Here is a 15745-nt window from a genome sequence, read left to right on the forward strand (position 1 = left end):
AAAGACGAGTGCAGGAGCTACCTTGCCACCTTGCTACTTGTAACGTGCAACGTGCAACATGGCAACGTGTAACGTTCTCACTGCCCACGCCGCACCCATCGCGGCGGTGTTGCGCCGTGCAGGCGGATGCGCTGATTGAGCTGCGCCGCATGATGCTGCACGTGGCGGAGGTTGTACAGGTGTAACTCGGCGATGGAGATGTCGAGCCAGTCGAAGCCGCAGTGTGCCGAAGCGTGTTCGGGTGTCAGCGCATCGAGTGTGGCGATACATTTGTCGCGGCCGTGGCGCAGGTAGGCGAGCAGCTCGTCGCGCGTGTACACACGATCGGGCAGCAGACCGCGTTCGTCGAGTTCATCGAGCGTGAAGGGCGGCGGCGGCGCGAAACCGTCGAGGGTTTCTGAGAGGTAGCAGTCGAGGTAGAACAAGGCGTGGAAGGCCGAGTACCAGAACTCGTCGGCGGTGACACGCGAGCCCCAGAGATCGGCGGGGCAGGACTCGATGGAACGTCCGAGCATGTCGATGGCGGCGAGGAATTGTCCACGCAGTGCGGTGGTGTAGGTGGTGTGGGTCATGGGGCGTCCGGGTTGGTGGGTGCGTCGCAGACTACAACGGGCGTCGTTTGCGTCAAAACGGGGGCATGGCAGGAGATCACCACCTCCGCGGGGATTCTCTTTGTTGCCAACGGTGGTGTATCAACATCAGCAGTGTATGGGTTCAACCCCAACGGTGTTGTGTTCCCGCGACTGCGGTGTATCGGGACACCATCGCGGAGTACTGTTCCATCGTCAAAGGTGTATCGGTTCAGCATCAACGGTATTGTGTTCCCGCGACTGCGGTGTATCGGGACACCATCGCGGAGTACTGTTCCATCGTCAATGGTGTATCGGTTCAACATCAACGGTGTTGTGTTCCCGCGTCAGCGGTGTATCGGGACACCATCGCGGAGTACGGTTCCATCGTCAAAGGTGTATCGGTTCAACCCCAACGGTGTTGTGTTCCCGCGTCAGCGGTGTATCGGGACACCATCGCGGAATACGGTTCCATCGTCAAAGGTGTATCGGTTCAGCATCAACGGTGTTGTGTTCCCGCGTCAGCGGTGTATCGGGACACAATCGCGGAGTACTGTTCCATCGTCAAAGGTGTATCGGGTCGACCACTGTGGTGCGGCGGATCTACGGGTGGAGAGCAGGGTTCCACACGCTGGGCGAGAATACTACAACTCGGGAACAGCAGGTCGTGGCACGTTGTGCGGCCATACTTCTCACACATGCACTGATCATAACATAAAGAGCAGGGTGAGACTCGCATACGAGCCGAGATTCCAGCGGCTTTCCTTGCTGGTCATCAACGGAGATATGTATAACTCGGGACGTGTATCCTTGGTCTCGCCCCACGTGTGATCGTACGACATCTGTAACCGATATTCCGCCGTCAGCATGAGCCGGTCTGATATCGCGAGGCCCCCTCCGACGCCGAATCCGACTCTTGCACCCACACTGTTTGCCGTCGTGTTCCTCGCGCCGTACGTGCTTCCGGTGTCGGTACTGCCCCATTCGGAATTGCGCTTGCCGTAGACGATTCCCACCATGGGACTTACAAAAACAAAGCCCTGTTTCGACTGATGCAGCAGCAACATCGGGGCGGCGAACAGCGTGGTCGAAATATCCGACGACGACTCTTGCACCAGTTCTCTCTGCCGATCAGGATTCTGATGTTCCCAGTCGTAACCGTACGTGGATACACCCACCGCCACACGCCAGTACATGGCATCGTTGTGCCGGAAGCCCAGGCCGACGCCGCCATCATAGTTCGTGAGACTCAGGTTCGTGACGTGAAAGAGCAGGGCGAGACGCGGCGATGTAAAAAACGGGAGCGTTTCCTCTGCGGGATCCTGCGCATACGAAACCGCATGGATTAAACACAGCGCCGTGACAAGAACAAAAACACAACGATGGAGTTTCATGCTGCTGTCCTGAAATGGTGTGATGCAACCCTTACCGTAATACAGGACAATATTATCCATATACTGAGCGAGTGTCAAGGCATTCCCCCTCGACCGTACGACGCCATCCCCAGGCTTCCCCGACGCTTCGACACTCCGGATCCTGTACCTTGCCACCTTGCTACCTTCCCACTTTGCTACATGACAACCACGAGGGCTGCAGTACCCGTGCGCCGCTGGACACTCTCCCGGCCCGGCAGTACATTAGAATGATTCGCAACAGAAACTCTGAGGACCGTATGTACAGCTTGGATACCATCCGCGTTTTTATCGTCGCAGCAGCGTTCCTGCTGCCCCTGGCAAGCTCCGCGCAGGATGCGGGCCAGGCCTTGCCCGAGAGAGACGGAAGCGCGCAGTATCCGTCGAAAGCCGAGGCGCGGCGCGAGTACTTCCACACACGCGTGACGTATCCGGGCGGCAGCGTGCCGGTGGGTGCGCGCGCGCGAGCCTTCGAACAGGCCCATTCCACGATGAGACTTTTTGCTCCGGACGCGAAACACGGTCTGCAGGCCGCCTATGAGTGGCGGAATATCGGACCCTTCAACATCGGCGGTCGCATACTTGCCGTGGCGTTGAATCCGAAAAATCCGAACACCATCCTCATCGGCGCGGCCGACGGCGGCGTGTGGCGCAGTTTCGACGAGGGGCGGACCTGGCACTCGGTGTCGGACGACTGGCCCGTGCAGGCCATGGGTGCGATCGCCTTCGATCCGGTGGATACCACCATCGTGTACGCGGGCACGGGTGAAGCGAACTTCGGCCAGCACATGTTCGACGGCGGCGGCCTCATGAAAAGCAGTGACGGCGGCACAACATGGACGGAGGTCGCGGGCTCGGCGCTGCCGCGCTACGCGCGCGCGAGCGACATCGCGATCGATCCCTCGACACCGCGGACGCTGTACCTGGCGATCCCCGACGGCGTTGAACCGCAAGAGGAGGGTATGTACAAGTCCACCGACGGCGGCGCTACATGGACGCTCATCCTCACGGGCCGCATGACCGACATCGTGCTCGATCCGCGCAATCCGTCGGTGCTCTACACCGCCTCCACCGCTCTCGGCGTCGGCGGCGCGTCGGCGCGTTACGGTCTGCACAAATCCGTCGACGGCGGCGCCACGTGGACGAAGCTGTCGCTGCCCGGTGTGGTGGATTCACTCATGGGCCGCACCGCCATCGCGATATCGGAGAGCAACCCCGACATCCTCTACGTCAGCGTGTCGCGCCTTTCGGGTTCGGGCGCGCCGGGCACACTCGGAGTGTTCAAAACCACCGACGCGGGCGCCACATGGCAGCGCTGTCCCGTGCCGATCGATTACCTGCTGCTGCAGGGCTGGTACGACAACATCATCGGCGTGCATCCCGCGAATCCGAATCTATTGTATGTGGGCGGCGTGAAGATGCTGCGCAGCGGCGACGGCGGCGCCACATGGACACGCGTGCCGGATCAGGGCATGGGCGGATTGTTGCATGTGGATCATCACGCGATCGCCTTCCATCCCACCGATCCCGACCGCGTGTACATCGGCAATGACGGCGGGTTCTACGTGCTGACCGACGCGGGCGCCACCGTGTACAAACGCGACCTCGGACTCTCGATCACACAATTCATCGGCGGCGCCACTCATCCATCAACCGACGCGTACGCGTTGGGCGGTACGCAGGACAACGGATCGATGACCAGCGGCGGCGACGTGGCGGCGTGGGATCCCGTGCTCTACGGCGACGGCGGAAACGGCGCCGTGAATCCGCAGAAACCCAACGTGGTGTACACCACGATGGAGAGCATCAAACTCTGGCGATCCGGGAATTTCGGGAAGACCTGGGTGCAGGCACTCGGCGGCATGCCGCTGCATCAGTCGCTGTTCTACATCGACTATGCGATGGATCCGTCGAATCCGTCCACGCTGTACCTCGGTTCCTACCGCATGTACAAGACGACCAATGAGGGGCGGCAGTGGAATCAGCTCCGCGACTGTCTTTTCCCCACGGGCACCTCGTGTTACTACGTGTCGGCCGTGAGTGTGGCCGAATACGATTCACGCTGGGTGTTTGCGGGCGCAACCGGCGGGCCGATCGCAAAGTCGTCGGACGCGGGCGCCACGTGGACCGTGGTGCAGGATTCGCTTCCCGCGGCATACTGCAGCGCGGTGAAAAGTTTCGAACCCGGCACGGTGTACGCCACGTACAGCCGCTACGGTGTGGACAAGGTGTGGCGCTCGACCGATTACGGCAACACCTGGCGCAGCATCGGCCGCGGCCTGCCCGACATCCCGGCCAACGACATCATCCGCCTCGACGGCAATCTGATCCTGGCAACGGATATCGGGACCTTTATATCCGTAAACGAGGGAGCCGACTGGCAGCGTTTCGGCAGCGGCATGCCGGCAGTTTCGGTACAGAAGCTGCGTTACAACAAAACCACCGGCACGCTGCGCGCCATCACACACGGCCGCGGCATGTACGATGTGACATGGACGACACCCGTGCCCGCGGCGCCGGTGTTTGTGTCGCGACCCGACACCAGTGTGCTCTCGCAGAAGCAGCCCTTCCTCTACGCGCCTGTCACAAGCGGATCGCCCGCGGCGACATTCACACTCGAGGAAGGTCCGCAGGGAGCGACCATCGACGCACGGCTCGGAGTAGTGCGCTGGACCGCCTCCGATCTCACGGCACGTTTCACCATCAAGGCCGTGAATACACACGGATCGGCGACACAGGTGTTTACACTGCGCACAAGCGACGTGGCGCTGGCCGATTGGGAAATCGTGCGGCGCGAAGCCATGTCGACCAAGGTGAACACGCTGCGGTACGCGGGCGAATCCACCCTCTGGCTCACGCGTGATTCCGCCCTTGTCTCGCGCTCGCTCGACGGCGGCGCGACATGGGAAGACACGCGCCTGCCCGGATCGCGCACCCGCGTCGTGGGCATACACGCCTTCGATCGCGACCGCGCACTTGTCGGCACACGCAGCGGACAGATCTTCAAAACCACCAACGGCGGCGCGCAGTGGCGGGAAGTGCTGTTCCGTCTGAACGCCTTCATCGACAACATCTGGTTCTGGGACGACAACAACGGCATCGCGATGAGTTACGGCTACCGCGATTCATCGGACGTCTTCTTCACGCAGGATGGCGGAGAGACGTGGACCGCGTCCCCGCAGCGATCGTTCCGTCAGACCTCGCTGTTCAACACCTGGCCCTCGTCGATGGTGTTTTTTGACAGGAACATCGGATGGGTCGCGATGTCGAACGAAGACAACAGTCCGTCCGCGAACGCCTCCGTGTTGCGCACGAACGACGGCGGACAGACGTGGACGGCGGTGAACGCCGGAACACGATCGGTGTCGGGCATCAGTTTCCTCTCGGCGCTCAAGGGGTATTGCGTGGATCCGCTTTCCTACCTCACACGTCGCAGCGTCAACGGCGGCGCCTCGTGGTCGTCAACCTTTTATCCGCTCAACGGATTACGCGCGGCCTCGGTGTTCTGCGACGTCTCGAGATACGTGGTGTGGATTGTGACCGATACCAGCGCGTGGGCAAGCAGGAACGAAGGAGGCGTGTGGACGCGCACACAGATGGTGCCTGCGGGTCCGATACAGCACGCCGCGTTTGCGCCCGACGGCCGCGCATGGGCCGTGACACGCGAGGGCATCGTGCAGCGCATCGTGAACAATCCGATGTCGACGGAGCGCGTGATACAGCCGGGCGAGATGACACTCGGTGTCACCTACCCGAATCCCGTGACCGGCGCGGATCAGGGCATGACCATACCCTTCACGCTGGCGCGCCGCGCGCGTCTGTCGCTCACCGTGTGTAATGCCGCGGGAAAAACCGTGGCGACAATCGCCGACGGCGAATTCGAAGCGGGCGAACACATGGCCACCTGGGACACATCGTCGCTGATCAGCGGTGTGTACTTCGCGACACTTGTCGCGGGCGATTCGCGGCTCGTGACACGTTTTGTTGTCGCGCGGTGACGCCCGCACGATTGTCGCACATGAATGGAATCGGGCGCGGGTGTGTCATCACACTCGCGCTCGTCTGTCTCATGGCGCCGCTGTTGCGCGCGCAAACGTGGATACATCCCGAGACGGTGATACCGTTTCGGCACAGCGGTGGCGGCGGCGACAGCGTTGTGTTTCTCGGCTCGACACAGTTCGGCGGGGAAGCGGCGCGGGTGTTTGGGAAGAATGAGGATCATCGCTGGATTGTGATGATAGGCGGTGCGGTGGAACTTGTGCGCCGGGATAACGTGAGACTGCTCTTCGAATCGGCGATAGCCCTTGTCGCCGATCCGGGCAACAACATCGGCTTTAATCCCCGCGCGTTGTTCTGGGAAGAAGGTATTCTGATCGGTCTGCGCGGCGGCAATACAGACTGGCAGTTCGGATTGCAGCACCGCTGCAAACACGACATCGACAACATCGAGCTGTTACGTGTCACGGGCCGCGAGGAAGAGCGCGCGCTGATCTACAGCAGTCTTATGCTGCGCTGGCAGCACGACGGCATCTCGCTGGGCGGCATCACCATACAGCCGCTCGCGGAGGCACATGCATACGTCTTTGTGCAAGATCAGCGCTTCCCGGTGAGTGCGCGGACTGCCGCGCCGAATGTGGAAGATCACCGCGCCGCGTCGCGTGTGCACCTCGACATCTCCGCACCGATTGTGTCGGCGATGCGCGCGGGAGTGCTGCTTGACGCGCGCGGCACGCTGCGGCGCGCGGCCTCGCGCGAATCGGGCACGACACACCTCGAGGGCGCGGCCGACGCCGCTCTCGCCGAGGTCTATGCCGAGATTCGCGGCAGCGCGGCAGCACTGCGTCTGTTTCTCCGTGCCGCGCATGTGCCCGACACGTTCATTCGTCCTGTGCCACGCGGCGCCACGCTGTACTCCGTCGGAGTGCGGATCGTACCCTGATTGGTTCAGTGCGCGCCGTCTCCCACACCTGACGGTGTGGGTTGGTGAATGCCGCCCGCTTCGCGGGCTCTAGTGACAGTAGAAAAGTAGCAAAGTGGCAAAGTGGCAATGTGGAAGGTGGAAAGTGGCAATGTGGAAGGTGGAAGGTGGAAAGTGGCAAAGTGGAACGTGGCTCAGCGAGACGCCGTGTCGTTGTTCCGCGTTCTGAATTCCCAGTTCCCAGTTCCTATCTCCTAGTTCCCAGTTCCTAGTTCCCAGTTCCCAGTTCCTAACTCCTCTACAAAAACACCGCCACGCCGACGAACAGATCGTTATTGTACCAGGTCTGTTTCGTGGTGTAGGTGTACTCGCTTTCGCGGGTAGTGTGTTCGTGTGTGGCCATCTGAAAGCGGTATTCGACACGGATGGCGCCGGAGCTTGTGATAAAAAACTTGGCGCCGATGCCGGCGTTGGCGAGGCGCACATCCCAGGGCTCATTGGTGGCGCGGTCGGAGAGGCGGCCGGCATGCGGCACGCCGTTGCCCGCGCCGTAACCGAGGAGGATAAACGGCGCAACGGGTGTGCGCGGTATCAAGTACATGAACGAGAAGTTTGCGCTGAGCGCGTGTACGGGAAGGGCGCCGTCGCGAGCCGAGACGAGAAACTCCGGTTCGAAGGACAACCACGGAGCGAAGAAGAATCCGCTGCGCATGGCGAGGATGCCATAGGCCTGTGACGATTCATACTGCGATGCGCCGCCATCACTCTCGACGCGGTACACCGAGCGGGTCTGTCCCGCCGCAAGCGAGAACGAGAGTTCGGTGGACGGTTTGAAGGCCGCGGCGCGGCGCTGCGCGGGCGCGGCGGCGGCGAGGACAAGAATCGCGCAGGCGAGAACGACACTGCTTCTCATGGTTGACTCCTGATACTTGCTGGGATGGTGCACGATGGCGAGCGCAAGATAACACCGCGGGCGACGCGGGTCCACCGCCGCCCTCGCGGTTCTTTTGCCGTGTGTGCACTACATTTGCTGCAGACACAGGAACGACTCTGCCATGCTTGATACCATCTACTTCGGAAACACCCTCGCGCGCTGGCTCATAGCGGCGGGCATCGTGCTGTCGATCAGCGTGCTGCTGAAAATCGTGCTGCGCTTTATCGTCCGCCGTCTTACACGTTTTGCGAAGAAGACCGCCACCACCGTCGACGATCTGGTGGTCGACGTGCTGCGGGCCACGCGGTGGTATTTCCTTCTCTCCGTGTCGGTGGACGCGGCGGCGCACACGCTCCATCTTCCCGCGCTGGCCGTGCGTGTGCTCGACAACGCCACGCTGGCCCTCGCGCTGTTGCAGGCGGGGCTATGGCTGAGCGAGCTGCTCCGGTACATGCTCGAACGCAGCGCCGCCACGCGCGAGAGCGACGCGTCCGCGGGCGCGTACTCGATACTCGGCGTCATCGGGCGTGTGGTGTTGTGGGCGGTGGTGGTGCTGCTCGTGCTCGACAACTTCGGGGTCAACATCACGGCGCTGGTGGCGGGACTCGGCATCGGCGGCATCGCCATCGCGCTCGCGGTGCAGAACGTGCTCGGCGATCTCTTCGCCTCGCTGTCGATCGTGCTCGACAAACCCTTCGTCGTGGGCGACGCCATCACCGTCGACACATTCAGCGGCACGGTGGAAAAGATCGGTCTCAAAACGACGCGTATCCGCGCGGCCACCGGCGAGCAGCTCATCTTCTCGAACACCGATCTGCTCAAGAGCCGCATCCGCAATTTCAAACGCATGGACGAGCGGCGCGTGATCCTCGTGCTGACGCTGGCGCACGGCACCACGCCCGAGGCGCTGGCATCAGTTGCCGGACTCGTCCGCAACGCGGTGGAACGTTGCGAGACCGCGCGTTTCGTGCGCGCGCACTTCCGCGACTTCTCGCTCGCGGGCCTCCACGTGGAGGCCGTGTACGACGTGCTCGGCAACGATTACACATTGTACATGGACACGCAGGAGCGCATCAACCTCGAGATACACACGCAGTTCCGCGCGGCCGGCATCGAATGGGCGCAGGTGGCGCCGCCTCGCTGAACACAGGCAGCGCGTGCGGCGGAATACAGGATCCGATCATCCGATAATATGACTCCCATGCATACCATACACTTTACGAAGGCCGAAGCGGCGTTAAACGACTTTCTGCTCGTGGAGGATTTCGACCGCGCGATGCCGGCGGATAAGCGCGCGGCGTTTGCCGTGGCGGCCTGTCATCGGCGCGCGGGCGTGGGCGCCGACGGTGTCATATTCTTCGAGCGCAGCGGCGAGCACGACTTTGTCATGGTGTTTCACAATCCCGACGGATCCACGGGCTCGATGTGCGGCAACGGCGGCCGCGCCGCAGCGCTGTACGCGCACACGCGCGGATTTGCGCCGCGCGACATGCGTTTCACCGTGCTCGACGTCGAATATCGCGCGATTGTCGACGGCGGTCGTGTCACGCTGCACTTTCCGCCGCCGCGCGAACTGCGCGCGCTCGACATCGTGACGTCGTTTCACACCACGCGTCCTCTGCACTTTGTCCATACAGGCGCGCCGCATGTGGTTGCGATACTTGCGGAGGATACAGGCGATATCGAATCGTTCGATCTGTCGAACGCGGCGTTTCCGCTTCGCTGGCATCCCGCGTTTCAGCCGGCCGGTGCGAACGTCAATGTCGTTGCGTTGCTGCCCGGCGGCGGCGCGCGCGTCCGCACTTTCGAGAAGGGTGTGGAGGCCGAGACCATGGCCTGCGGCACGGGAACGATTGCATCGGCGCTGGTGCTGCATCACGCGATGGGTCTGATGCCGCCGCTTCCACTTTTGACACAGGGCGGACATGTGCTCACTGTGGATTTTAACGCCACCGCGCCGTATGAGCAGCTCACGCTGGAAGGGCCTGCGCGGCTTGTGTTTGAGGGACGGTGGTAGATGGGGAGTTGGTAGATGGTAGCTGGGTAGATGGTAGATGGTAGATGGATCTGCTGGGTGTGAGTGAGGAGACAGGAGACAGGAGGCAGGAGTGGTAGTTGGTAGATGGTAGGTGGGTAGATGGTAGATGGATCTGCTGGGTGTGAGTGAGGAGACAGGATACAGGAGGCAGGAGGTCGCTAGTATGCGCGCAGCGCAGCGGAGGGCCGCACCACGAGCCCGGAGCGCAGCGGAGGGCGGCACATGTCAGCCCCGGCCGTGAGGCCGGGGGAAGGCGCGCCCAACGGATCTCGTGAGCCCGGAGCGAAGCGGAGGGCGGCACAATGCTCGTTCCACGTAACACGTAACACGTTCCACGTTGCTGCTCCGCCCACGGTTCCTAGTTCCAAGTCCCTAGCTCCCAGTTCCTAACTCCTAGCTCCTCAAAAAAAACGCCCCGACACGAAGCCGGGGCGTGGTCTATGTAAACGTCCGGAAGGGACGGGAACGGTCAGAGGATGTTTGCGGCGATGATGGATTTCGAGATTGCATTGAGCGCGATATCGTGACGCAGGCCGGTGGAGTCGCGGATCTCGATGCGATAGATCCAGGTGTTGTCGTCGGCGTTACGTTCGAAGCGCCAGCCGAGCACATTGCCGCGCACTTCACGCTGTGCGAGTTCGACGGCGAGGGACAGCGGAATGAAGTAGGGTCCGGGCGCGACGGAGGCCGTGTGTGTCGCCGCGTCGCCGCTCACCGCGGCAATCACGTTGTTTACGGCGTCGAAGGTGACGATGACACTGCCGCCCGAAGCGGGTGCAACAGTGACGGACAGGAGCGGTGTCTCTGCGTCGTTCGTCGACACGGAGGAGACGGAACCTGGAACGATCTCGAGAGCATTCCGGACGAGACGGTCTTCGTCGATTGCGGCGAGACGGGACTGTGCCGCGGGATCGTTGATGTTGGTGGAAGGCGACTTGTCGGAGCAGCCCGCGATGGCGAGCGCGCCGGCGACTGCAAGAAGGAACATTCTATAGCGTTTCATGATCGTGCCTCAGTTTTTGCGTATGACCGCGAGTGGGAGCGTGTGGTACAACCTGTCTGTCGTGTGAGTCTCGCGTCCGATCCTCAAGTGAGCGTGCATGCGCGTCTGAGATAATGATGCACAAGCCCCGCCGAAGGTTACACGGGGCGAATTTTATGCGGTCAGGAATTGGGTACTGCGCGAGGACGGCCGCGCGGGGCAGCTCAGCGGTGGGACTTGCTGCCGACGAAATATCCGTAGCCGGGGATTTTCATGCCGAGCCGATCTGTGTCGGTGCTGTATGCGGCGTTGCCGAAAAGACGCGTGAATCCCGCGAGGGTGGCGTCGGGCACGGTGACTTCGAGGGGAGATGCCCCCAGATTGACGGCGAAGAATATCTGCTCGCCATCGAGTTCGCGCAGACCGAGGTACAGCGACGGATACTTCTCCACACTCTTGGGAATGTGCACACCTCGGCGTAACGCCGCATGATCGCGGTGCAGCGTGTTGAGTTCTGTGTACAGGGCGCGGAAGCCGTGTGTGTCGCGCGACCAGTCGATCGGATCACGATCGAAAAGACCGAGCTTCGTCGTGCTGCCGACTTCCTGTCCGTTGTAGATCAACGGAACTCCCGGCAGACAGTGCATGAGAACGGCGGCGGCCTTTGCACCCTCGACGCCGTAACGCGTCACCGCTGGTGCATCGTAGGCGTGTTTGTCGTGATTGGTGGTGAAGCGCATGCGCAGCGCGCCGAGCGGCATCAGCAGACGCTCGCGGCGCAAGGCCTCGTCGATCGCCGCCGCCGCATCCCTGCCCGCGAAGATGCCGGGAAGAATGTCGTAGGTGTTCCATGCGTAGGTCATGTCGAACGCGTCAACATGCAGATCGGGCGTGGTGCCCTCGGCCAGGAGAAAGAGCGGCTTCTTCACGCGCAGCTCCGTGAACGCCTCCTTCCAGAAATCGTGCGGCACCATTTCGGCAACATCACAACGGAAACCGTCGAGGCCGACGGAGTCGATCCAGAACGCGAGCATGTCGGTCATGTAACGACGCAGCGCCGGCTTCGAATAATCGAGATCGGCAACGTCGTGCCAGTCGGTGTTCGGCGGTATGATCTCTCCCTTTGCATCGTGTGTGTACCAGTCGGGGTGCGTTTCGATGAGAGGATTGTCCCACGCCGTGTGATTCGCGACGATGTCGATGATCACCCGCATCTCCGCCGCATGCGCCGCGCGCACCAGCGAACGCAGGTCGTCCATGGTCCCGTGTTCCGGATTCACGCCGTAGTAGTCGCGGACGGAGTACGGACTGCCCAGCGAACCCTTGCGGTTCTTCTCGCCGATCGGATGTATCGGCATGAGCCAGAGCACGGTGACACCAAGCGCGCGCAATTCAGGGATGCGCCGCTCGACGGTGGAGAAACTTCCATCCTGCGAAAAATTGCGCGTGAAGATTTCGTACACCACGGCATCACGCACCCATGCGGGACTTTGCACCACGGGCAGGCGGTGCCAGTCGCTTTCAATAAGATCGTCCTCACTCGTGTACGCCATCACCTTCACGGATCCGATCATGCCGCCCGGACCCGCAAGATCCTCGACACGCGCAACCAGCACGTTGCCCTTCGGACGCAGCAGCGCCGTGATGTCGAAGAAGAACCGCTGTCCATACCCGCTGTGTGATCCGATGCGCACACCGTTGAACCAGATTACCGCGTTGTCGTCGACGGCGTCGAACACAACGGCGTAACGGACGTTCCCGCGCACCTCGATGTCGAAGCTCTTGGCGTACCAGCCGCGTCCGTCATACTGTGCGAGCTTGTGCGAGTCCCAATGCATCGGCACGGTGATGGTGTCCCACGACGCGCGGTCCGCCGTCATCTCGTACCAGCGCTGTGCTTCACCGGCATCGGTGCTGTCGACGCGGAAGGACCAGATGCCGTCGAGGCGCAGCGTGGTATCGGATGTGGAGTCGACGGGAGCGCCGCAGGAGGAGAGGAGGGTTGCTGTCATAAGTCCGAGTATAAAACACGCGCGCATGGTCGTGCGTCCTTGTGTATGAGATCTGTGTCGTGGTCTGTGTGTTGCTGCGCGTGTGTGATGGAAATGTTCAGTCGCCGAAGCAGATGCCGAGATCACGCGCGGTCAGCATGGTGTCGCTCTGCACGGGCACCGTCTTCATCCTGCGTGTGGCCTGCGCGAGGGGCACATAGCGCACGACGGGAGGATCGAGCGCCACCATCACGCCACTGCGTCCCTCGTCGAGCGCGCGCACGGCCGCGGCGCCGAAGCGCAGAGAGATGAGGCGGTCGGATGTGGTGGGAGTACCACCGCGCTGCAGATGTCCGAGCACCACATGGCGCGTCTCCTGTCCCGTCATTTCCTGCAGTTGTTTCGCGATGGTTTCGGCGGCGCCGCCGAGACGTTCGGCCTGGCCGATCTGTTTGCCGATCACCGAGTGTGTGCCGCCCACGGGTTTTGCGCCTTCGGCGACAACGATGATCGAGAAATGCCGTCCGGCGCGACGCCGCGCGACGGTTTTCTCCGCGACCTTCTGAATGTCGTAGGGGATCTCCGGAATAAGAATCGCGTCGGCCGTGCCTGACACGCCCGCGTGCAACGCGATCCATCCGGCGTAACGTCCCATCACCTCCACCACCATGATGCGGCGGTGCGCCTCGGCGGTGGAGTGCAGGCGGTCGAGACACTCGGTGGCGAATTCCACGGCGGTGTCGAAGCCGAAGGTGACGACGGTCTTGTCGAGATCGTTGTCGATGGTCTTCGGCACGCCGACCACGCGCAGGCCCTTCTTCGCGAGCGCGTTCGCGATCGACAGCGATCCGTCGCCGCCTATCGCGATGAGCGCGTCGATGTGATGCCGCGCGAAGGCGGCAAGCAGTTCGTCGGAACGGTCGGTCTCGATGTACGATCCGTTCCTCTGCCGCACGGGGAAGCGCAGAGGATTGCCCTTGTTGGTCGTGCCGAGTATCGTGCCGCCGAGATGCGTGATGCCGCGGACGGAATTGCGCGTGAGCTTCACGAGTCCGCCGCCCGCATATAATTTCGGAGCGAGGAGTCCGTTATATCCATCGCGTATGCCCACCACGTCGATGCCGCGATTGATCGCGCTAAGCACGACGGCGCGTATCACCGCGTTGAGACCGGGCGCGTCGCCGCCGCCGGTGTTGATCGCAATGCGTGCGAGAGGCGCGTCTTTGCCGCGCGCGGAAGTGGTTCGTGCCATGATGTGCCGTCTGTATGGTGTCGGGAGATACGCGGGGAGACCGCGCGGAGTCGCATGAAATCTACACGCGCGCGCCCCATGAAAAAAGCGGAGGCGACTGGTTGTGCCCGTCGCCTTCCGCTTTGCCTCCTTGATGTGGACATCAAGAACTATGTCAGTGCTGCGATTACATACAACGTATCGCTGCACAAAAATAATATGCGCAAAGAAGAAATGCGCAACCTCCGCGCATCATTTGAAGAATTTTTTTTCGCGCCATGCAATCTCTACCTTTGCGGTGTTGATCCCGATCGCCACTCCACTAACAGAGCTCTCTCCTATGGCAGACTACTCGAAACATCTGTACATGATCACTTTCCCGATCAACGCGCTCGTCTCGTCGCAGCTCGGACCTGAAGACTTCGCGCAGCACTACACCATCGGCAGCGCCCGCCATTACCAGGGAAAGGTGATCTTCGCGGAAATAGACGTCAACTTCCGCCACCCCTATTTTCCGATCGACGAGTTTCTCGCGAAGACGGTGCCGCATGAGGACGGCTCGCCCAAGCGCACGAAGTTCATCAGCTCGTATCGCGTGCTCGAGCACGTGCCGCTCGACATGTTGAAGGACATGTATCTCGTGTCGACGAGCGGACACGCGCTCCGGCTCACGGCGGCGGATTACACGGCCGAGAACGCGCCGGGTCTCATCCGTATCTATCAGGAGATCGCGCCTGTCACGAATCTTGTCGCGTCGCGTCTCGACCAGCGCGCCTTCGGACGCTACGTGACGATCGAGTCGCGCGCAAAGGGCGCGCCGACCGTCTGCTTCACGCAGATCGAACTCAACATCGACAAGTTCCTCAGCGACAGCAAGAACCGCGAGATCATCGCGTCGCCCATCCCCGAGAACAACGCGTACCATCTGCTCGACTGCCTGCTCGAACTCGAGCGCGACCGCACGAAGATGGTGAAGACGCTCAGTCTCTCCTCGGTGATGCGCGAAGTGTCGTACCGCATGCTGCGCCACGGCTTCTGGTTCTTCAATGAAGGGGGACACACGAAGTTCTACCCGATGCCGACACTCGAGGAACTCGAGGGCAAGTACTACGACTGGTGGAAACACGTGCGCTGAGTCAACACGTCCACCGCTGGAAGTATCCTCGTCCCGATGGTTTCATCGGGACGTTTTTTTACCGTCCCTTCTTCCCCTCGCGCAGCATCTCGAGCGCCTTCACGATGCGGCGCTCGCGCGTGTCGGAACGCTTGGCCTCCTCAATCCACATCACGTACTCGCGACGATGCGTGTACGAGAGCGCGTCGAAGAAATCCCGCGCGCGTGTGTCACGGTCGAGCGCGCGCGCAAAATCATCCGGCACCGCCACGTCGCGCGGTTCGTCGTCGCGCGTGATGGTGACGGTGATCGTGTCGCCCTCGCCCTTGCCGATCTTTGTGCGGATGTTCTTGAGCACAGGGATCATGAAGTTTGGCGTGCCCATGCGCAACACCGTGCCGCGATAGGGTTCGCCGTCGAAGGTGGCGCGCGCCGGCAGGCGCTTCACACCGAACTCCGCCTCGATGTCGTATGGCACGACGACATACATGCCGCCGCCGCCGGCGTGTGTGATGACCGCGTTGAACGTGAGTGTCTTCATGCCTCGACGCGCCTT

At 61.8% G+C, this 15745-nt stretch carries 13 protein-coding genes; 6 read left to right on the forward strand and 7 right to left on the reverse strand.

The window, feature by feature from the left end; all coding sequences use genetic code 11:
- Window positions 1-77: 77 nt before the first annotated feature.
- Both HY962_07660 and HY962_07665 read right to left on the reverse strand, forming a co-directional pair.
- The gene (locus HY962_07660) at window positions 78-572 is read right to left on the reverse strand and encodes a DinB family protein (protein ID MBI5646794.1); all 495 of its coding nucleotides are present in this window, start codon (window positions 570-572) and stop codon (window positions 78-80) included.
- A 704-nt stretch (window positions 573-1276) separates the two neighbouring features.
- A complete protein-coding gene (locus tag HY962_07665; protein MBI5646795.1) occupies window positions 1277-1963 on the reverse strand; it encodes a hypothetical protein in 687 nt (228 codons plus the stop codon).
- Between the two features lie 278 nt (window positions 1964-2241).
- Here HY962_07665 and HY962_07670 point away from each other — a divergent pair, with 278 nt between their 5' ends.
- A complete protein-coding gene (locus HY962_07670) occupies window positions 2242-5979 on the forward strand; it encodes a T9SS type A sorting domain-containing protein (protein MBI5646796.1) in 3738 nt (1245 codons plus the stop codon).
- 20 nt (window positions 5980-5999) lie between these two features.
- Window positions 6000-6920, forward strand: a complete 921-nt coding sequence (locus HY962_07675; GenBank protein MBI5646797.1) for a hypothetical protein — start codon at window positions 6000-6002, stop codon at window positions 6918-6920.
- Window positions 6921-7197: 277 nt separating this feature from the next.
- Here HY962_07675 and HY962_07680 read toward each other — a convergent pair whose 3' ends face one another.
- A complete protein-coding gene (locus HY962_07680; GenBank protein ID MBI5646798.1) occupies window positions 7198-7812 on the reverse strand; it encodes a hypothetical protein in 615 nt (204 codons plus the stop codon).
- Between the two features lie 142 nt (window positions 7813-7954).
- Here HY962_07680 and HY962_07685 point away from each other — a divergent pair, with 142 nt between their 5' ends.
- Together HY962_07685 and HY962_07690 are read left to right on the forward strand one after the other, a co-directional pair.
- A complete protein-coding gene (locus tag HY962_07685; GenBank protein ID MBI5646799.1) occupies window positions 7955-8977 on the forward strand; it encodes a mechanosensitive ion channel family protein in 1023 nt (340 codons plus the stop codon).
- 57 nt (window positions 8978-9034) lie between these two features.
- On the forward strand, window positions 9035-9850 hold the full coding sequence (locus tag HY962_07690) for a diaminopimelate epimerase (GenBank protein ID MBI5646800.1): 816 nt from the start codon (window positions 9035-9037) through the stop codon (window positions 9848-9850).
- A 490-nt stretch (window positions 9851-10340) separates the two neighbouring features.
- Here the strand turns inward: HY962_07690 and HY962_07695 are convergent, their stop codons facing one another.
- The 3 genes from HY962_07695 to HY962_07705 all read right to left on the reverse strand — a co-directional run bounded on the left by HY962_07695 (window position 10341) and on the right by HY962_07705 (window position 14096).
- Window positions 10341-10874, reverse strand: a complete 534-nt coding sequence (locus HY962_07695) for a hypothetical protein (protein ID MBI5646801.1) — start codon at window positions 10872-10874, stop codon at window positions 10341-10343.
- A gap of 203 nt (window positions 10875-11077) precedes the next feature.
- A complete protein-coding gene (locus HY962_07700; protein MBI5646802.1) occupies window positions 11078-12892 on the reverse strand; it encodes a hypothetical protein in 1815 nt (604 codons plus the stop codon).
- A 70-nt stretch (window positions 12893-12962) separates the two neighbouring features.
- A complete protein-coding gene (locus tag HY962_07705; GenBank protein ID MBI5646803.1) occupies window positions 12963-14096 on the reverse strand; it encodes an ATP-dependent 6-phosphofructokinase in 1134 nt (377 codons plus the stop codon).
- Window positions 14097-14150: 54 nt separating this feature from the next.
- Here HY962_07705 and HY962_07710 point away from each other — a divergent pair, with 54 nt between their 5' ends.
- Complete coding sequence (locus HY962_07710; GenBank protein ID MBI5646804.1) at window positions 14151-14492, forward strand: hypothetical protein; 342 nt, start codon at window positions 14151-14153, stop codon at window positions 14490-14492.
- Complete coding sequence (locus tag HY962_07715) at window positions 14443-15210, forward strand: hypothetical protein (GenBank protein MBI5646805.1); 768 nt, start codon at window positions 14443-14445, stop codon at window positions 15208-15210. The genes HY962_07710 and HY962_07715 overlap by 50 nt, the downstream gene beginning before the upstream one ends.
- Before the next feature lie 58 nt (window positions 15211-15268).
- On the opposite strand, the gene HY962_07720 is transcribed toward HY962_07715, so the two are convergent.
- On the reverse strand, window positions 15269-15730 hold the full coding sequence (locus HY962_07720) for a DUF1905 domain-containing protein (protein MBI5646806.1): 462 nt from the start codon (window positions 15728-15730) through the stop codon (window positions 15269-15271).
- Between the last annotated feature and the right edge of the window lie 15 nt (window positions 15731-15745).

The organism is Ignavibacteriota bacterium (assembly GCA_016218045.1).
Taxonomy (GTDB): domain Bacteria; phylum Bacteroidota; class Ignavibacteria; order SZUA-365; family SZUA-365; genus JACRFB01.